The organism is Pseudomonas sp. R45(2017), assembly GCF_002112305.1.
In the GTDB taxonomy this organism is placed as follows: Bacteria; Pseudomonadota; Gammaproteobacteria; order Pseudomonadales; family Pseudomonadaceae; genus Aquipseudomonas; species Aquipseudomonas paraglycinae.
The window spans coordinates 295,769-312,206 of record NZ_NEHH01000003.1 but is presented as its reverse complement, the minus strand read 5'-3'; the positions used below and the strand labels follow the sequence as shown (position 1 = coordinate 312,206).

Annotated in this window: 20 protein-coding genes; 12 read left to right on the top strand and 8 right to left on the bottom strand. The window is 56.6% G+C overall.

The genetic code is table 11. From position 1 onward, the window contains the following. Positions 1-130 precede the first annotated feature (130 nt). Positions 131-874 carry an SDR family NAD(P)-dependent oxidoreductase gene (locus CAF74_RS08645; protein WP_085746058.1) on the top strand — a complete coding sequence of 248 codons (744 nt, stop codon included), beginning with the start codon at positions 131-133 and terminating at the stop codon, positions 872-874. Here the strand turns inward: CAF74_RS08645 and CAF74_RS08640 are convergent. Beyond that, positions 871-1,632: a helix-turn-helix transcriptional regulator gene (locus CAF74_RS08640; protein ID WP_085746057.1), complete on the bottom strand. Its 762-nt coding sequence runs from the start codon at positions 1,630-1,632 to the stop codon at positions 871-873. The two genes, CAF74_RS08645 and CAF74_RS08640, sit on opposite strands and share 4 nt — an antisense overlap. A gap of 79 nt (positions 1,633-1,711) precedes the next feature. Here CAF74_RS08640 and CAF74_RS08635 point away from each other — a divergent pair, with 79 nt between their 5' ends. Next, complete coding sequence (locus CAF74_RS08635; RefSeq protein ID WP_085746056.1) at positions 1,712-2,812, top strand: cytochrome P450; 1,101 nt, start codon at positions 1,712-1,714, stop codon at positions 2,810-2,812. On the opposite strand, the gene dmeF is transcribed toward CAF74_RS08635, so the two are convergent. The 3 genes from dmeF to CAF74_RS08620 all read right to left on the bottom strand — a co-directional run bounded on the left by dmeF (position 2,809) and on the right by CAF74_RS08620 (position 4,522). After that, positions 2,809-3,741: a CDF family Co(II)/Ni(II) efflux transporter DmeF gene (gene dmeF, locus CAF74_RS08630; RefSeq protein ID WP_041475578.1), complete on the bottom strand. Its 933-nt coding sequence runs from the start codon at positions 3,739-3,741 to the stop codon at positions 2,809-2,811. The genes CAF74_RS08635 and dmeF overlap by 4 nt on opposite strands. Positions 3,742-3,752: 11 nt before the next feature. Beyond that, positions 3,753-4,028, bottom strand: a complete 276-nt coding sequence (locus CAF74_RS08625; protein WP_085746055.1) for a metal/formaldehyde-sensitive transcriptional repressor — start codon at positions 4,026-4,028, stop codon at positions 3,753-3,755. Between the two features lie 182 nt (positions 4,029-4,210). Beyond that, positions 4,211-4,522: a helix-turn-helix domain-containing protein gene (locus tag CAF74_RS08620; RefSeq protein WP_085746054.1), complete on the bottom strand. Its 312-nt coding sequence runs from the start codon at positions 4,520-4,522 to the stop codon at positions 4,211-4,213. Positions 4,523-5,050: 528 nt separating this feature from the next. Between CAF74_RS08620 and CAF74_RS08615 the strand changes: the two genes are divergently transcribed. From CAF74_RS08615 to CAF74_RS08595, 5 genes are all read left to right on the top strand, one after another. Beyond that, positions 5,051-5,422, top strand: coding sequence for a DUF6124 family protein (locus CAF74_RS08615; RefSeq protein WP_085746053.1), 372 nt, complete (start codon positions 5,051-5,053; stop codon positions 5,420-5,422). Positions 5,423-5,432: 10 nt separating this feature from the next. Then, positions 5,433-5,714, top strand: a complete 282-nt coding sequence (locus CAF74_RS08610) for a hypothetical protein (protein WP_085746052.1) — start codon at positions 5,433-5,435, stop codon at positions 5,712-5,714. Between the two features lie 210 nt (positions 5,715-5,924). Further along, positions 5,925-7,148: a colicin E3/pyocin S6 family cytotoxin gene (locus CAF74_RS08605; protein WP_085746051.1), complete on the top strand. Its 1,224-nt coding sequence runs from the start codon at positions 5,925-5,927 to the stop codon at positions 7,146-7,148. A 15-nt stretch (positions 7,149-7,163) separates the two neighbouring features. Further along, positions 7,164-7,403: a pyocin S6 family toxin immunity protein gene (locus tag CAF74_RS08600; RefSeq protein ID WP_011334842.1), complete on the top strand. Its 240-nt coding sequence runs from the start codon at positions 7,164-7,166 to the stop codon at positions 7,401-7,403. A gap of 27 nt (positions 7,404-7,430) precedes the next feature. Next, the gene (locus CAF74_RS08595; protein ID WP_176240480.1) at positions 7,431-7,739 is read left to right on the top strand and encodes a hypothetical protein; all 309 of its coding nucleotides are present in this window, start codon (positions 7,431-7,433) and stop codon (positions 7,737-7,739) included. Between the two features lie 70 nt (positions 7,740-7,809). Here the strand turns inward: CAF74_RS08595 and CAF74_RS08590 are convergent, their stop codons facing one another. Next, on the bottom strand, positions 7,810-8,220 hold the full coding sequence (locus tag CAF74_RS08590) for a hypothetical protein (RefSeq protein ID WP_085746050.1): 411 nt from the start codon (positions 8,218-8,220) through the stop codon (positions 7,810-7,812). A gap of 42 nt (positions 8,221-8,262) precedes the next feature. Then, positions 8,263-8,601, bottom strand: a complete 339-nt coding sequence (locus CAF74_RS08585) for an FKBP-type peptidyl-prolyl cis-trans isomerase (RefSeq protein WP_085746049.1) — start codon at positions 8,599-8,601, stop codon at positions 8,263-8,265. Between the two features lie 141 nt (positions 8,602-8,742). On the opposite strand from CAF74_RS08585, the gene CAF74_RS08580 reads away from it, so the two are divergent. Next, a complete protein-coding gene (locus CAF74_RS08580; RefSeq protein ID WP_085746048.1) occupies positions 8,743-9,813 on the top strand; it encodes a sensor domain-containing diguanylate cyclase in 1,071 nt (356 codons plus the stop codon). An 18-nt stretch (positions 9,814-9,831) separates the two neighbouring features. Here the strand turns inward: CAF74_RS08580 and CAF74_RS08575 are convergent, their stop codons facing one another. After that, positions 9,832-11,571, bottom strand: coding sequence for an ATP-dependent endonuclease (locus CAF74_RS08575; protein WP_085746047.1), 1,740 nt, complete (start codon positions 11,569-11,571; stop codon positions 9,832-9,834). Positions 11,572-11,725: 154 nt separating this feature from the next. Then, positions 11,726-12,034: an RcnB family protein gene (locus CAF74_RS08570; RefSeq protein WP_064597595.1), complete on the bottom strand. Its 309-nt coding sequence runs from the start codon at positions 12,032-12,034 to the stop codon at positions 11,726-11,728. A 204-nt stretch (positions 12,035-12,238) separates the two neighbouring features. On the opposite strand from CAF74_RS08570, the gene CAF74_RS08565 reads away from it, so the two are divergent. The 4 genes from CAF74_RS08565 to CAF74_RS08550 all read left to right on the top strand — a co-directional run bounded on the left by CAF74_RS08565 (position 12,239) and on the right by CAF74_RS08550 (position 16,432). After that, positions 12,239-12,835 carry a LemA family protein gene (locus tag CAF74_RS08565; protein ID WP_085746046.1) on the top strand — a complete coding sequence of 199 codons (597 nt, stop codon included), beginning with the start codon at positions 12,239-12,241 and terminating at the stop codon, positions 12,833-12,835. Between the two features lie 24 nt (positions 12,836-12,859). After that, positions 12,860-13,906, top strand: a complete 1,047-nt coding sequence (locus CAF74_RS08560) for a M48 family metallopeptidase (RefSeq protein WP_085746045.1) — start codon at positions 12,860-12,862, stop codon at positions 13,904-13,906. 28 nt (positions 13,907-13,934) lie between these two features. Beyond that, positions 13,935-14,996: a M48 family metallopeptidase gene (locus CAF74_RS08555; RefSeq protein ID WP_085746044.1), complete on the top strand. Its 1,062-nt coding sequence runs from the start codon at positions 13,935-13,937 to the stop codon at positions 14,994-14,996. Positions 14,997-15,139: 143 nt separating this feature from the next. Beyond that, positions 15,140-16,432, top strand: coding sequence for an MFS transporter (locus tag CAF74_RS08550; RefSeq protein WP_085746043.1), 1,293 nt, complete (start codon positions 15,140-15,142; stop codon positions 16,430-16,432). Positions 16,433-16,438 lie beyond the last annotated feature (6 nt).

Here is a 16,438-nt window from a genome sequence, read left to right as displayed (position 1 = left end):
CTCGACCCCACAAGCGTCATAATGACTATCAACCCTACGCAGCCCTTGATATCAAAGGCTGTCCGGCATGGCCCGAAAATTGACTGACTCCCCGTAGCCATTTGGCTGAAGACCAAAACGGGAGTCGAACATGGATCATGTTTTTCAGGGCAAGCTTGCCGTCGTCACCGGTGCCAGTTCAGGCATAGGCCTGGCCGCGACCGAGCGTCTGCTGGATCAAGGCGCGCGCGTATTGGCCATGTCGCGAAAACTCGGCGCACTGGCCGAACTGCTTGAGCGGTATACGCAGCAACTGGTCTGGCAACCCGGCGATGTCACTCAAGCCTCTGACCTTGCCTCCTTGGCCGAGCAAGCTGCGAGTCTGGGCCCGGTGAGTTTCGTGGTGCCCAATGCCGGTATCGCAGAACTCGCCGACGGGCTCGACAGTTCGGCGTTCGATCGCCAATGGGCAGTGAACGGCGCCGGCGCCCTTAACACCTTGGCCGCCCTGCGCCCGCACCTTGCAGACAAGGCGTCAGTGGTGTTCATCGGTACTTTTCTGGCCGGAATCAGTTTCGCGGGACTGGCCGCCTATATCGCATCAAAAGCAGCATTGATCGCCCACGCCCGAACCCTCGCGGTCGAGCTGGCACCCCACGGTGTGCGCATCAATTGTGTCTCCCCCGGCCCGACCGCAACGCCGATCTGGTCAACGCTGGGCCTGAGTGACGAAGCGCTCGGCGACGTGGCCCAAGGCGTCAACAAACGACTATTGGGCGGACAATTCCTGGAACCTGCGGCAGTGGCCGACGTCATTCTGTTCCAGCTGGGCAATGGCGCACGCGGCGTCATCGGTCAGGACTGGGTGGTCGACAGCGGATACACCTTGAGCTAACGCGCATGCACCGATCCGGGCGTGGAATCAGCCAACTGGCGACCTGACGAATCCCGCCCGGCTTCGGGCAAAACCAGCCCCCAGCGCGATGACAATTCTCGGCGCCCCTGCACCGTCAACGTCAGCGCCCGACTGTCCAGATCCTGCGTCACCCATTTGCGCTTCAACGCAGCCTGCAACAACGCCGCCCCGAGCGAACCGCCCAGATGTGGCCGACGCATGCTCCAGTCCAGGCACGGGCAGGCAAAGCGGCGGCGCATCGTCGGCAGATCCTTGACCTCAATGCCCAGCCCTTCAAAAAACGCCTCCCCGCTTTCACTGAGGCGATAAACCTGCTCGTCGGTTTCCACCAGCCAACCACCCTCCAGTAACCGGTCATGCAACAACACCGCCAGCGTCCCAGCCATGTGGTCGTAGCAGGTGCGGGCGAATTGCAGGCGATCCGGCGTGTGCGGTTTGAAGGTCGGTGCGGGGTTCTGACCGATCACCATCAGCGCTTCCAGCGCCTGGGCCACGCGCTTGTCGGCGAGGCTGTAATAACGGTGGCGGCCCTGCACGTGCAGGCGCACCAGCGCCAGGTCCTTGAGCTTGGCCAGGTGAGCGCTGGCGGTCGAGGCGCTGACGTCGGCGAGGGTCGCCAGCTCGGTGGCGGTGCGGGCGTGGCCGTCCATCAGCGAGCACAGCATTTTGGTCCGCGCCGGCTCCGCGATGGCGGCAGCCACTTGCGAGACGCCGATGTCTTGATGTTCTGCGTGCATATTTCGCTCCCGGACGAATCATCGCCCTCAAGGACTGGAGATAGTAGCAACACTTTCCCCACCGACAAGGTTGCGATCCATGGACCCGATCATCGCGGCGACTCACGCCGATCCCTACCCCTACTACGCCGAACTGCGCGCAGCGGGCGGGCTGACTTTTCATCACGGACTGAAACTGTGGATTGCCAGTAGCGCCCGCGCGGTGTGCGCGGTGTTGGCGCATCCGGATTGCAGGGTGCGTCCGGTGCAGGAGCCGGTGCCCAAAGCCATCGCCGATGGCATGGCGGGCAAGGTGTTTGGCCTCTTGATGCGTATGAATGACGGTGAAGCTCAGCGTTGCCCGCGTTCGGCCATTGAGCCTCCGCTGGGGCTCTTTGATCGGGAAGGAGTCAGCGCTCTGGTGTCCGCGCGGTTGATCACCAATGATTCCGACGGCCTCTATAAAGCCATGTTTCGCGGCCCGGTGTGCGTGGTTGCATCGTTGCTTGGATTCACCCCGGCGCAGGCGCGGGTCATCAGTGAACTGACGGCGGATTTCGCGGCGTGTCTGTCGCCACTGAGCAATGACCTGCAACTGGCCGCAGCCCATCGGGCGGCGGAGCAATTGCGCGGTTACTTTATTGAATTGCTGGCGGATCCGAATCCGTTTCTCGCCGACATCCAACAGCGTTTTGTCGGCGAGGAGGATGTGCTGCTCGCCAACCTGATCGGCCTCTGTTCGCAGACATTCGAAGCCACCGCCGGGCTTATCGGTAATGCGCTGGTGGCGTTGCAGCGTCAGCCTGAATTACGCGCGGCGTCAGTGGATTCGTTGCTGGCTGAAGTCCAGCGCTTCGATCCTTCGGTACAGAACACCCGTCGATTTGTGGCGAACAGCTGTGAAATCGACGGCGTGCGGCTGGAAGCAGGTGACGTGATTCTGGTGCTGCTGGCCTCGGCCAATCGCGATCCGGCACTCAATGAAAACCCGGATCGCTTTATGCCGGATCGCCCGAATCGCCGCAGCTTCACGTTCGGCAGCGGTCGGCATCAATGTCCCGGACAGATGCTGGCAATGACGATCGCCAGCGCCACACTCACTGAAATCCTCGCCCGCGACATCGATCCGGGGCGATTCGCATGGCACTACCGGCCTTCGCTGAATGGGAGAATTCCGATGTTCAGCGAGGTGCAGCCTTAAGCGTTGCGCAATTCGATGGTCAGGTGCGAAAGTTCATGCACCGGCGCCAAGCGCTCACGGATCGCGTCGGCAGTCACGCCCGCCACCGCGACCACACTGACAATCGCCGCCCGCGCCTGCGGGCCGACCTGCCAGACGTGCAAATCGCTGATGCGCACATCATCGGAGGTTTCCAGCAGTTCGCGGATCTCCTCGGCCACGGGTTCATCGGTGGTGTCGAGCAACACGGCGGCGCTGTCGCGCATCAGGTTCCAGGCCCATTTGGCGATGACGATGGAACCGACGATGCCCATCACCGGGTCCATCCACACCCAGCCCAGATAGCGCCCGGCCAGCAGCGCGGCAATCGCCAGCACCGACGTCAACGCGTCCGCCAATACGTGCACGTAGGCTGAACGCAGGTTGTTGTCGTGATGGTGGTGATGGCCATGATCGTGGCTGTGGTCGTGACTATGGCCGTGGTCGTGATGGCTGTGGTGACCGGCCAGCAGAAAAGCGCTGAGCAGGTTGACGCCCAGGCCGACCACGGCAATCAAGGTTGCTTCGCCGAACGCCACACTGGTTGGCTGGAACAGACGGAAAACCGATTCCCCGGCAATCCCCAGCGACACCAGCCCCAACACCATCGCCGAGGCAAAACCCGCCAGATCGCCGACCTTGCCGGTGCCGAAACTGTAGCGTCGGTTGTTGGCGTTACGCCGGGCAAAACCATAGGCCGCCGCCGCGATGCCCAAGGCGCCGGCGTGGGTCGCCATGTGGAAACCGTCGGCCAGCAATGCCATGGAACCGGTGAGATAACCGGCGGCAATTTCGCCGATCATCATCACGAAAGTCAGCACCACCACCCACAGGGTGCGGCGGGCGTTTTCATCGTGCGAAGCACCGAGAAACTGGTGGTTGTGGGAAAAGTCATCAACCTTGAGGGTCATGATGTCGGCGCTCACTTGGAATATCGGCGGATGGCCAGCAGCAACTCTTCCACGCCCTGGGCGCGGGCTTCGTCGCTAAGGTCGGGACGGGCGACATGCTCGCGGGCGTGGGCCTCGATGAACTGCTCCATCAAGCCATTGACCGCGCCGCGAATCGCCGCCATCAGGTGCAACGTCTTGGCACAATCGGCCTCGGACTCCAGCGCCCGTTCAACCGCCTGAACCTGCCCGGCAATACGCCGGACCCGGTTGAGCAATTCGCCTTTGTGTTCGTGCGTGTGCGACATACCTATACCTCCTACCCCTATATGGCGAGCATAGTCGCTGTTCCGATCGAGAGGGGCAAGGCCTGTTTTCGACCATCCGTCGCAGCTTGAATTTTTGACGTGAAAGGATTGAGGCGGAGCGTCAGTCGGCAACCGCCTCTGGAAGGTGTTTCAGAGGCAGGATCGTTGAGAACCCTCGTCTGTCAGGCCCATTGCAGTGGCGAGGACGACGAGAAGCAGAGGTCTACGTCCAGTTGCGCTGCAGCCGACAGGTTGACCAGCGCATCCAGAGAGAACTTGTCGATTTTGCCGTTGAGTACGTCGTTGAGGCGCGGCTGGGTGATGCCTAGACGCTTGGCCGCCTCCTTCTGCGGAAGCTCCCAGGCACGAATCGTTTCGCACAACGTGCGCATCAGCTTGGCCCGCAGGCGCATGTTGGCCGCTTCCTGCGGCGTGTCTTCCAGTGCATCCCAGACGCTTGAGAAACGCTGGGGTGGATTTTGATGATCCGTCATGGTTTAGCCTGATTCCTTGTGCTGGATGTGCCATGCAGGCTATATCGAAACCGATATAAATCAAGCTCGAAGTGGCTTATTAAATATCCAGTATCACAAAGCAGAAATGCGCGAGCCGGCACACCTGATAAGCCGACACAGAACCCTGTGGGAGCGAGCTTGCTCGCGATGGCGGACTGAAAAATGACGCATCATTTTGCCCCCATCCGGGAGGCTACATTGCCTTGCGCCTTTGCCTACAACTACGCCAGAATCCGCCGGCTTGTGCGGTTTGGAGCCTGCCCGTAACTTGATTCGCATCACTGAATGGTCAGTGAACGGGTTTAGTCGCTCGGTGGGTTTTAAGCTGCATAGAGTCATTTCTGTCAGGCATTTCTACGCCTGTACTTAATGGTAGCTGTGCGCAGGGCACCTTCGGGTGCGCCGGGAAAGCTTAGAACCACCGGTCGACTAACCTGCGCATAGCTGCCACCCAATTTGTTTAGTCGCAAATGACGGTGTAAGCCTCAATTGAAAGGTTCTAAGCAAATGATCAAGCCAACACCCAATCCTCCGGAAACAGACATCCAGTCCGAATCCGACCCAACCTCTCCCTACTCCACAACCGATTCAAAAAAACTCCACGAAGCCGCCGAGCGCGCCCTCGACCATTACCTGAAACCCACCGCCCCGAAACAGCACTGCCCCGGCCGCATGTTCCTCATCGCCCCCCACATCGATCAGCATGCCCTGCTGGCCCACGCCTGCGAGTCGATGGCTTCGGCCAGCGTGATGCTCAGCGACTTCGCCGCGCTGCTGGACCCGCCCTACCGCAGCACCGTGCTGGGCATCGCCCAAGTGGTGATGTGTGGCGAGCTCGCCGTGAACCGGGCGCTGGACACTCTCGATGCCACGACCTGAGGAACACCTCATGGAAAGCAAATCCGATGCACACGTCGTCGCCGCCCTGATCTCCATCGGCCTCAACGAGAAAGACAGCCAATGGGCCGAAAAGGCCTGTCTGCTCCTGCTCGAAAGCGAAAGAAAATCCATCGTCACCGCCGCCCTCGAGGCCCTTGTCCAACTCGCCCGCGATCACGGCAAACTGGACCGGAACCGCGTCATGCCGGCACTCCACAGCGTCAAACGCAGATTTCCGAGCCTGACCAGCACGGTTGCCGCGACGCTGGATGAGATGGCTATAGCTGCGTAACGCCTCAGGTAAAAGGCAAGAAAAAACCCGCTGGCTCCGTAAAAGGAGGCAGCGGGTTTGGCTTTTACAATCACAAGACTGGTGTCCCATGGGCATTATCGAGAGTGCTTTTTTGTAACAACCATCTGAGCTTCAGAAGCGTCCTACATCTTTCAAACTCTCATTCAGATAGCGTCCTCCACGCTTTGAAAAGATGAAACAAGGACGCTCATGCCTCGAAAAACACTCCTCCCCCGGATTCAAAATCCGCCGTCAGGTGACGGGCACCACATCACTACCCGCTTCATGACTGCTACCGAACTTGCTGCGCAGGATGCCAGACAAAAGAAATACGACGATATGCTGGCCAGACAACAAGCCTATGAAGATCGTTTTGTTCGGCAGACGCCACGACAGAGTCAACTCAGCGCCGTAGGTTGTGTATTCGCCAAAAGCTGCAACCTCCCCGATGGCGTCATCAACCATGAAAGCCCGGCAGGGTTTATTCCTGTCGAAAGGCTTGCCGACTTTGGAGCGTTCTCACTGCTTGGGGGGCGCGAAAGAGATGCGTCGGGAAACATTCCCCTCAAAAAAATCAGCGGTGCCAATTTGCCGTCCGCACTGGGCACGCTTGTGTTGGGCAGTCCCGCTTTTGCTGGCGCCGGCGCAAGCTCCACTTTCAGTGTTGGTGCAGTCACGGGCGGCGTTGCAGGAGGTGCATTGGCGGGAATGGTTGCACTTCTGTGGCCATCGAATCTGGGGGACAGTTCGCTCTATACCGAAGAACAGCTCAGATCACTGAAGGAGGGCCGAACACGTATCCGGCTGCACGTAGAGCAACAGGCCGATGGCCGTCTCAAAGGGTACGGGTACAACACTCAGAAGCGCCCTGACTGGGAAATGATTCCGGTCGTGCAATTCGTTGCTCAAGGCTCTCGACAAGTGGCTGACTTTGGCAATGGCATCACATTGACCTGGACGCCAGCCGTCGACCCATCCAGCACTTCGGTCATCCCGCCGCTGGAAAGTGCCCCGCAAACACCGACTATCTGGATTTATCCGCCGACTGAGCAAGCAGACAAAATCATCGTCAACCCGATCTATCCGCCGGAGTACGAGGATTTCATCCTTGTGTTTCCGGCTGACTCCGGGGTGCAGCCTCTGTATGTTGTGCTCTCCAGGCCAGCACTGGGCGGTGATATCAAATACCACAGGCCCCCGCGCACACTGCCCGCATTCCCGGATGCCCAACCAGTCAAATCAAAAAGCAGCGTTCAGGGTGGAGGAGGCAAGCGAAGCCGCTGGAAGGACCGGAAGGGGCGAATATATGAATGGGATAGCAAGACTGGCGCTATTGAGCTTTACAACAAACAAGGCAAACACCTTGGTGAATTCAACCACGAAACCGGTGAACAAATAGATCCCGCAGATCCCGAGAGATCTACCCCGAAGTAATACAGGAGGCTTTTAATGTTTTTATGGATAAGTGGCTTTTTGAAAGGTGATGAAGAGGACGACTCTTTGAAGTTTGAACTGACGGTGAAGCCTGAGGCAGAAGCTGCGGTTTTAGCGTTGCTGGGTTGGGAAAGCCTGGAAGAAAGCGAGGCCGGAGAATGGTTACTGAATGACGGTCAGGTCCGGCAAATTGCGTCAGTCCTTAATGAACACCTACCAACTGAACTAGATCTTTTTATCGGGGTTCGGGAATAGTTGAGTCTTTTCTATCAATAACCAACAGTGAACCACGATGAAGCAGTGAGGATTCTTAAAAGCGGCGTGGAAAGGAATGTTGTCGCTGGATTGATTTCTATTGGCTTGAACGAATCAGACAGAATCTGGGCTCAGCAAACCTGCCTGAAGTATTTCGCCAGCAGCAATGAGTCGGTTCTCACCTCTGCCATTACCGCTCTCGGCCACGTTGCTCGAAGACACTGCGAGCTGGACAAAGACATTGCCTTTGCAGCGCTGGAGGAGGTAAAGACAAGATTCCCCTCGCTGGAAGGCGTGATCGCAGACACGCTTGACGATATTGAGGCATTTACCTGATTTAAAGCCCTTGCAGGACGTTGTGATCAGGGTTTTCCCTCATCACAACGGGTTTTGTGTGCAGACGCAATCACCGCCGAAAGTCAGACAGAATGAAAGGCGTATGCCCCCTCAAGTAAGCCTCGACCTCCTCCAGCGAGTGCAGTCCGTCGCTCGAAGAAACAACGGAGCCTTGAACATCTTGTCGAGTCAGGGTCACGGTATAAATCCCCTCTTCCTCCAGCAGAACGCCGGTGAATCTGACCTGTTGCCCGTCTTCTTCTGCGAAGGAAGTCGCTGTAAGGCTTCCAGACGCAAGCGTCGTCGTCACACGATCCTTGAGCACTTTGCGCTTTGCCATCAGTTCCCTGGCCACAACCCAAGTGCCAACCCCCACAGCAGCGTTGAGCACAGCCATATACCCGTAAGACCAGCGCCCGTGCGACGAGTGTTTCTCGCCCAACCACTCGGCAATCTGAGAAATCATGTGCCACACGTCCATGTGCTAATCCCTGAATACGATCATCAATTCTGCACGCCGGATTCAATCCTCCCGCGTCAAAACCTCAAGCAACTCAATCTCGAACACCAGATTCGAATTCGGCGGAATCTTGCCCATCGTCCGCTCGCCGTAACCCAGATTCGCAGGCACCAGCAGCTTGCGCTTGCCACCCACCTGCATGCCCATGATCCCTTGATCCCAACCCTTGATGACCCGGCCCGTGCCGATCACGCACTGAAACGGCTTGCCCCGGCTCCAGGACGAATCGAATTCGGTGCCGTCTTCCAGCCAACCGGTGTATTGGGTGGTGATCAACGCGCCTTTGACGGCGGCTTTTCCGTCGCCGGGCTGAAGATCGATTATCTGCAGTTCATCATTCATAACATTCGCTCTATTGTTCCGCTGGCCGCCGTTTTCCCAGAAATACCGGCCATTGGCAACCGTTTGACCCTACGTCGGCCGTGATGGATGATGGCCACCCGCTACCAATCCTGATCGATACGCCATGACAGCGACGCTTGAATGACTCAACTCTGGATCAGCTTCGCCATTGTCGTTGTGCTGTTGGTCGTGATCGCCGTTCTGATCCGCCGAGTGCGCGAGCTTCGTCAGCAACTCGCCGAGTATCGCGAACTGCTCACCCGCGCCGCCGAGGGCCAGAACATCCGTCAGGATGGCGACGCCGACCGCTTCAAGCGCAGCCAGTATTTTGCGCGGATCGGCACTTGGGATTGGGAAGTCAACACGGATCGACTCTATTGGTCCGACGCAATATTCGGCATGTTCGGCTTCAAGATCGGCGAAGTGACACCCTCCTACGCGCTGTTCTGTTCCTGCGTACACCCCGATGACCGCGCCAGGGTGCGCGCGGGGGAATTGCGATGCCTGGAGACTGGCGAAAACCACGATGAGGAATACCGCGTGGTCTGGCCCGACGGCACAATCCGCTGGCTGCGGGAAACCGGCAATGTGGTGCGCAACGATCACGACGCGGTGATCAAGATGATGGGCGTGGTGCGCGACATCACCGAAGAAAAGGCCTCGGCCAGCTACCTCAAGCACCTCGCTCATTTCGACCCGTTGACCGGCCTGCCCAACCGCCTGGTGCTGGAAGAACGGCTATCGGAAGCACTCGAACATGCCCGCATGACCGAAACGCGGGTGGCACTGGTGTTCATCGATCTCAACGGCTTCAAGGGGATCAACGACCGCTACGGTCACGCCGCCGGCGACCGCGTTCTTATCACCACCGCTGCGCGCCTGAAACGCATCCTGCGGGTCAGTGACACCGTTGCGCGGATCGGCGGCGACGAATTCGTGGTCATTCTGCAAGGCCTCGCCCCCGGCCTGAACCTGCAGGACGAAGCTCGCAGCATCTGCCAGAAAATCTTCATCGAACTGTCCCCGCCAATCCCCATCGGCAACGACCAACGCCACATCGGCACCAGCCTCGGCGTCGCCGTCTTCCCCGACCACGCACCGACCATGGACCGCTTGCTGCACATTGCGGATCTGGCGATGTATGAGGCCAAACGCAGTGGGAACAATCAGTATCGGTTGGGAATGGAAATGCCAAAACATCAATCGGTGTAGTCAAAGCCCAATCGATAGCTACATAAAATTCCACTGACGAATTCGAGCGCATATTTTTGTCATATGCTCATCAATCTCAGGACGAAAGGTCAAATTTTCACGTGTAAAAAAACTTGCGTACAAACCGGACTTCACCACCTTATCTGTATAGTTTGCAGCTCTCGTAGCGTCATGCCTTGTCAAATAATCATTAATTTTTTCATGGGGCAATATATCATCAATCCCCTCTAATGAATTAACAGACTGAAATGCTTCTTTCGGAATAAGATTCTCTATTTCCTTGCATTCTGTCACCCAAGCATAACCACCTGAGGCCTCTAGAGCAGCTTTTGCCCTGACGACTCGCTTCTTCAATGGTGCACCTTCAAAAAGACAATCACCATCGCAGACTAGCACCGCATTTCTGTTTATTCTTAAAACACTTAAGGCGTCACTGACTTCATGCTGTGGCATCGACATATCCATATGCGCGAGCAGACTACCGCCAAATAATGCAAATTGGAAATGCACACCTTCCTTGAGTTCACCATCTCCCCAGATCTCTATAAATTTTTTGATATATATTCGATCCGACGGCCCCTCTACCCATATAAGTCCATTCGCCTGCAAAAGATCGCTAGCCTTATGCCCAAGATCTTCAAGCACACCATAACTGTGCAAATTACTATTTATCAAAGCACCTACAACCTCATCACCTTCTTTCTGTATATGATTTATTTGCGCATCCGGAGACTGACTAAAAGCATCAATAGCAATATTGGAATGCGTCGTGATAAACATATGACATTCATTTTTTTTTGCAAAATCCTCAAGATACTGAAAGAGTTTACGCTGAAGACTTGGATGCAGATTATTCTCCAGTTCCTCAAATGAAAATATGTAATTACTCACAGGAAGCTTTTCAAATTCGGGCCGAACCAAAAGATTCAACAACACCAGAATTATAGTTTTCAATCCGCTACCCGATTGAGAAAGCGGGTAAAGCTTTGCGTCCTGTTCAGAAAGATAAATTTCCCAGACATCCTTGCCTTTGTGGTACTTGGTCGTTATTTCGACAAAATGAGTATCCGGACCAAATATGGAATTCAAAGCCACCAGCAATTTTTTTGTAATTATATCTCTGTCATGCCCTGAAAAGTGAGATAACGCATGCACTATCTGCGTAGCCCCCACCCCATTACTTGTAAACTCTGGATTCTCTTCGCCATACTCAGGAACAATATCTCGATCGGCACGAAGCCTCACGTGCGTCTTGAACAATATTTGATCAGTCTCAATATAGCCCCCATCAATTTTATTTCGAAACATATTATTAGAGTATCTTTCCCGAAGACCACTCTCTTCACTTTCAGAAACATTGCAATTGATGCCGACGTATCTAATCTGAGTTGCAGACTCCAAGTAAGTCGCTATAGCACCTCGAAGGTGCTCATGATCGTTTGGTGCTGGTGCTGGTGCTGGTACTGGTTCTGTTGAAGGGTCGTCAAAATCATCATCAAATAGCACAAAATGAGGCTCATCGAGTTCGGCATCTCCCAAAACCTCATCATCAATCATTTCATGCAGCTCGACTTCCGAAAATGGAGTATTTTCCAAACCAGCGGGATTACAAAGCGCATCTAGAATTTCAAGAAAGGTAGATTTTCCAACATTATTTTTACCCACAAGCAAATTAATATATTTGATCGTATAGAAACTTGCTCCACGCGCTTTGAAACACTTATAGTTTTTTACTGAAAATCCAAAATTGATGGTCATGACAATGCACAAGAAATTGATAAGGAGTCATTTTGCCACTATCCCGTACATCATCGCCAACTCTATCTTTCGCGCTTACTCCAAACGACTCCTTCCTCCTATGAAGAAGTCGGCAAAATTTCGGTGTTCAGTAATACGCACCTGAAGGTACAAGCTAACGCTCCACCGGCTGAATCGCCACAATCGTCCCGTTGGTAATCATCACCATCACGTACTTGTCATTGATCTGCACCCACTGCGCCTGCGGTTCCGGCTGCTTGAGGCCTTTCTGTTTCCAGTTTTTGATGGCTTTTTCGCTGCGCTGGTAGATATCCGGGGCGCGGTCGTTGACGTTCAGTTCGCGGTTGCCGGTCGGTGATTGTTCGACGGTGTCGTTCGAGGTTTGCGCCGCTTGAACGAGAGGGCTGATCCCGGCGATGCCGGCGACGAGGGCCAGGCTGGCGATTAGGGTCTTGTTGTTCATCGGTGAACCTCCTGAGATATGTGATACCTGAACTCCGACTGCGCGGCTCTGGAATCATTCCTTGTTTTTTGATGAAGCTGAACCGGAGATTGTAGTCGCGCCCCGGAACGCGATCCGGGCTCGTCCGCCACCGGGCGAATACAGTCAACGGCATCCATTTGCGATAAGATCGCGCGCCCCTGCCGAGTGAATAAGGACATCACCGTGAAGATCTACCTCATCGTCAATCTGGTATTGCTTGCGCTGCTGGGGCTCTACGCTGTCAATCTTTTCAACAAGCTTGTTGCCCGGCGCAACGAGATCAAGAACGCATTTGCCCAGGTCGAAGTGCAGCTCAAACGCCGCTATGACCTGATCCCCAATCTGGTCAGCATTGCCAAGGGTTATCTGGCCCATGAGCGCGAAACCCTTGAAGCGGTGATCGCCGCACGCAATGCCGCCGTGGCCGGATTTGAGGCTGCACAGGCGAAACCGGGCAGCGCCCAGAACATCGCGCAATTGGGGCGGGCGGACAGCGCACTCAGCAGCGCGGTGGGTCGCTTGAACCTGACGCTGGAGGCTTATCCGGAACTCAAGGCCTCGCAGAACATGCAACAACTGAGCGAAGAGCTGAGCAGCACCGAAAACAAGGTGAGTTTCGCGCGGCAGGCGTTCAACGATGCGGTGATGGCCTACAACACGCTCAAGCAGAGCTTTCCGGCGGTGCTGCTGGCGGCCAGTTTTGGCCATCGCGAGGATGCGGTTTCGTTGAAGTTTGCCGATACGCTGGCCATCAAGACCGCGCCCAACGTTTCTTTCTGACTTCTTCTCTCCATGGATGGCTCGATGAACTTTTTCGAACGACAAACCCAGGCCCGAAACCAGACGCAACGGCTGGTGTGCATGATGATTCTGGCGATTGTCATGCTGATCGGGATGACCAGCCTGCCCTTCGTCTTCAATGGTTTCGAGGATTACCTGAGCGGGACTGGCACGCTGGCGGATGCGTTTCTGGCAATGGCCGTTATCGCATCGTTCATCAGCAGCATCGTGGTGATTGGCGGTCTGCTAAAATATCGGCAACTGCGGGCAGGCGGCAAGGTCGTCGCGGAGAAACTGGGTGGCCGCCTGCTCAATGGCAATGTGCGTACCCAGGACGAGCAGCGGTTGATGAACGTCGTCGAAGAAATGGCGATTGCCTCCGGCACCTGCATGCCGGCGGTGTATCTGTTACCCGACGAAAGCATCAACGCCTTCGCGGCCGGATTTACACCGGAGGACGCGGCCATTGGTGTGACCCGTGGCGCGGTGGCGCTGCTGACCCGGGAAGAACTGCAAGGGGTGATCGCCCACGAATTCAGCCACATTTTCAACGGTGACATGCGCCTCAACACGCAACTGGTGGCAGTGGTGCACGGCCTGTTGGTGTTGGGGCTGGCTGGCACTTACATACTGGCCAGCCTGCTCAAACGCGACAAACGCGACGTGCGGTTGATGCTGGTGGTTTTTGCGCTCGGTTTCGCACTGTGCGTGGCCGGATTTATCGGAAATCTCTATGGCAATTTGATCAAGGCGGCTGTCAGTCGCCAGCGTGAATTCCTCGCCGATGCCAGCGCGGTGCAATACACGCGCAATCCGCAAAGCATTGTCGGTGCCCTGAAAAAAATCGGAGCCCATAAACAAGGTTCCGTCATCAACTCCCCCCGTGCCGCCGAATTCAGTCATTTGTTCTTCAGCACAGGCGGATCAGGTTGGCTGAGCCGGATGTTTGCGACCCACCCTGATCTGAGCGTGCGGATTCGTCGGATCGATCCGCAGTGGGACGGGAGTTTTACGACGGCTGCCGCAGCGGGCAAACCGGTGCCTGATCAGATGGCGGCAACGGCGGATTGATTCAGACTCCACGTCCACGGATGGCTAGATGAATTTCTTTGAACAACAGTGCCGGGCCAAACGTCGCTCGGTGCAGCTCGTGATCCTGATGTTTCTCGCCGTACTCGGCTTGATTCTTGTGTCCTTCATGCTCCTGATTCTGCCGATCTCGTACGGCAAAACGCTCGAGGATCTGGCGGAAAACTGGCAGTTTTTCGCGATCATTGCAGCGCTGGTAACGGGTGTTGTGTTGCTCGGCGGACTGTTCAAATACGTCGAATTGACAGGGGGCGGAAAAGTGGTCGCGCGCCGTTTGGGTGGTCGTCTGATCAACCATGACGCGCGAACTCTGGAAGAGCGCCGCCTGGTCAACGTAGTGGAGGAAATGGCCTTGGCCTCTGGCACCGCCGTTCCTTGCGTGTATCTCTTGCCGGATCAGGGCATCAATGCATTTGCCGCCGGTTTCACCCCTCAGGATGCAGTGATCGGCGTCACTCAAGGTGCGATAAGCCTGTTGTCACGCGATGAACTGCAAGGCGTGATCGCCCACGAATTCAGCCACATCTATAACGGCGACATGCGCCTGAACACCCAACTGGTCGCGATCGTTCACGGGATCATGGTGATCGGGTTGGCCGGAAACCATCTCTTGCGCGGTCTTGAGGACACACCACATTCATCTGCCAATCGTAAGCAACCGACCATTCTGGTCAGCATGTTTGGCACTGCGCTGTGCATTGTCGGATTCTCCGGGACGTTCTTCGGCAACCTGATCAAGGCTGCAGTCAGCCGGCAACGCGAATTCCTGGCCGATGCGACCGCCGTGCAATACACCCGCAACCCCGACAGTATTGCCGGGGCACTGAAGAAAATCGGCGGATACAAAATGGGCTCGACCCTCAAGGCCGCCCGTACCGCCGAGTTCAGCCACCTGTTTTTCGGCCCTGACACTTCCAGCTCTCTTCTGCTCTCGGGCCATCCGGATCTGCGTGAACGCATTCGCAGGATAGACCCTGACTGGGACGGGACTTTTGTGAACATCGCCGCACCAGCGCAAGACTCGATGGTAGCCAGAACCGTACAGGCAGCGACGCCAAAACAGCTGCCATAGCACGCCATTGATCTGCATAGCGCATCAATCCATGCCAACAATGCAATTAACAAATCGATCCCTGCGCGCCACTATCCGCCCCAATAAGAACCGTGCGCCGCCTCCCCGTCGCGCACGTCATAAAAGCGGTGGAGTACTTTTCTATGACAGCCTCAATCCCACACGGCGGCTCGCGGGCCGGCGCCATTTTCCGGGTGACCTCGGGTAACTTCCTCGAACAGTTCGACTTCTTTCTGTTCGGTTTCTACGCCACGCAGATCGCGGCGGTGTTCTTTCCGGCGAGCAGTGAGTTCGCGTCCCTGATGATGACTTTCGCAGTGTTCGGCGCAGGCTTTTTGATGCGTCCGCTGGGGGCCATCGTGCTCGGCGCGTACATCGATGACGTCGGTCGGCGCAAAGGTCTGATCGTCACCCTGTCGATCATGGCCAGCGGCACGATCTTGATTGTGCTGGTGCCCGGATACGAAACCATCGGTCTGTTCGCCCCGGCGCTGGTGTTGATCGGAAGGCTGTTGCAAGGCTTCTCCGCCGGTGCGGAACTGGGCGGGGTTTCGGTGTATCTCTCCGAAATCGCCACGCCCGGTCGCAAAGGCTTTTTCACCGCCTGGCAGTCGGCCAGTCAGCAGGTGGCCATCGTCGTCGCCGCCGCGCTCGGTTACGGCTTGAACCAATGGATGGCGCCGGAAGCGGTCGCCGATTGGGGCTGGCGTATTCCGTTTTTCGTCGGCTGCATGATCGTGCCGTTCATCTTCTTTCTGCGACGCAATCTAGCGGAAACCGAGGAGTTCGCCGCCCGTAAACACCGTCCGAGCATGAAGGAAGTGTTCCGCACCCTCGGCCAGAACTGGGGCGTGGTGCTGGGCGGGATGTTGATGGTTGCCTTGACCACCACCGCGTTCTACTTGATCACCGTGTACGCACCGACCTTCGGTAAAACCGTGCTGCACCTGAGCACATCGGATGCGTTGCTGGTGACGCTGCTGGTGGGTGTTTCCAACTTCTTCTGGCTGCCGATTGGCGGCGCGTTGTCCGATCGCGTCGGCCGCCGTCCGGTGCTGATCGCCATGGCGCTGCTGGCGCTGGCCACCACTTATCCGGCGCTGTCGTATCTGGTGCAGGCGCCGAGCTTCAGCCACATGCTGCTGTCGCTGTTGTGGCTGTCGTTTATCTACGGCCTGTACAACGGCGCAATGATTCCGGCGCTGACCGAAATCATGCCGGTGGAAGTGCGGGTGGCCGGTTTCTCCCTGGCTTACAGCCTCGCCACTGCCGTGTTCGGCGGATTCACTCCAGCGATGTCGACCTTCCTGATCCAGTACACCGGCGACAAAGCCGCACCGGGTTACTGGATGAGCATCGGCGCGCTCTGCGCATTGTGCGCGACGCTTTATCTGTATCGCCGGGCCGGCGGTCGTCTGCAACCTGTTACTGCCTGAGAACAT

Excerpts from the sequence above, each read along its gene's own strand:
- CAF74_RS08645 (WP_085746058.1), top strand. The coding sequence starts at position 131 with ATGGATCATGTTTTTCAGGGCAAGCTTGCCGTCGTCACCGGTGCCAGT.
- CAF74_RS08640 (WP_085746057.1), bottom strand. The coding sequence starts at position 1,632 with ATGCACGCAGAACATCAAGACATCGGCGTCTCGCAAGTGGCTGCCGCC.
- CAF74_RS08635 (WP_085746056.1), top strand. The coding sequence starts at position 1,712 with ATGGACCCGATCATCGCGGCGACTCACGCCGATCCCTACCCCTACTAC.
- dmeF (WP_041475578.1), bottom strand. The coding sequence starts at position 3,741 with ATGACCCTCAAGGTTGATGACTTTTCCCACAACCACCAGTTTCTCGGT.
- CAF74_RS08625 (WP_085746055.1), bottom strand. The coding sequence starts at position 4,028 with ATGTCGCACACGCACGAACACAAAGGCGAATTGCTCAACCGGGTCCGG.
- CAF74_RS08620 (WP_085746054.1), bottom strand. The coding sequence starts at position 4,522 with ATGACGGATCATCAAAATCCACCCCAGCGTTTCTCAAGCGTCTGGGAT.
- CAF74_RS08615 (WP_085746053.1), top strand. The coding sequence starts at position 5,051 with ATGATCAAGCCAACACCCAATCCTCCGGAAACAGACATCCAGTCCGAA.
- CAF74_RS08610 (WP_085746052.1), top strand. The coding sequence starts at position 5,433 with ATGGAAAGCAAATCCGATGCACACGTCGTCGCCGCCCTGATCTCCATC.
- CAF74_RS08605 (WP_085746051.1), top strand. The coding sequence starts at position 5,925 with ATGCCTCGAAAAACACTCCTCCCCCGGATTCAAAATCCGCCGTCAGGT.
- CAF74_RS08600 (WP_011334842.1), top strand. The coding sequence starts at position 7,164 with ATGTTTTTATGGATAAGTGGCTTTTTGAAAGGTGATGAAGAGGACGAC.
- CAF74_RS08590 (WP_085746050.1), bottom strand. The coding sequence starts at position 8,220 with ATGGACGTGTGGCACATGATTTCTCAGATTGCCGAGTGGTTGGGCGAG.
- CAF74_RS08585 (WP_085746049.1), bottom strand. The coding sequence starts at position 8,601 with ATGAATGATGAACTGCAGATAATCGATCTTCAGCCCGGCGACGGAAAA.
- CAF74_RS08580 (WP_085746048.1), top strand. The coding sequence starts at position 8,743 with ATGACTCAACTCTGGATCAGCTTCGCCATTGTCGTTGTGCTGTTGGTC.
- CAF74_RS08575 (WP_085746047.1), bottom strand. The coding sequence starts at position 11,571 with ATGACCATCAATTTTGGATTTTCAGTAAAAAACTATAAGTGTTTCAAA.
- CAF74_RS08570 (WP_064597595.1), bottom strand. The coding sequence starts at position 12,034 with ATGAACAACAAGACCCTAATCGCCAGCCTGGCCCTCGTCGCCGGCATC.
- CAF74_RS08560 (WP_085746045.1), top strand. The coding sequence starts at position 12,860 with ATGAACTTTTTCGAACGACAAACCCAGGCCCGAAACCAGACGCAACGG.
- CAF74_RS08555 (WP_085746044.1), top strand. The coding sequence starts at position 13,935 with ATGAATTTCTTTGAACAACAGTGCCGGGCCAAACGTCGCTCGGTGCAG.
- CAF74_RS08550 (WP_085746043.1), top strand. The coding sequence starts at position 15,140 with ATGACAGCCTCAATCCCACACGGCGGCTCGCGGGCCGGCGCCATTTTC.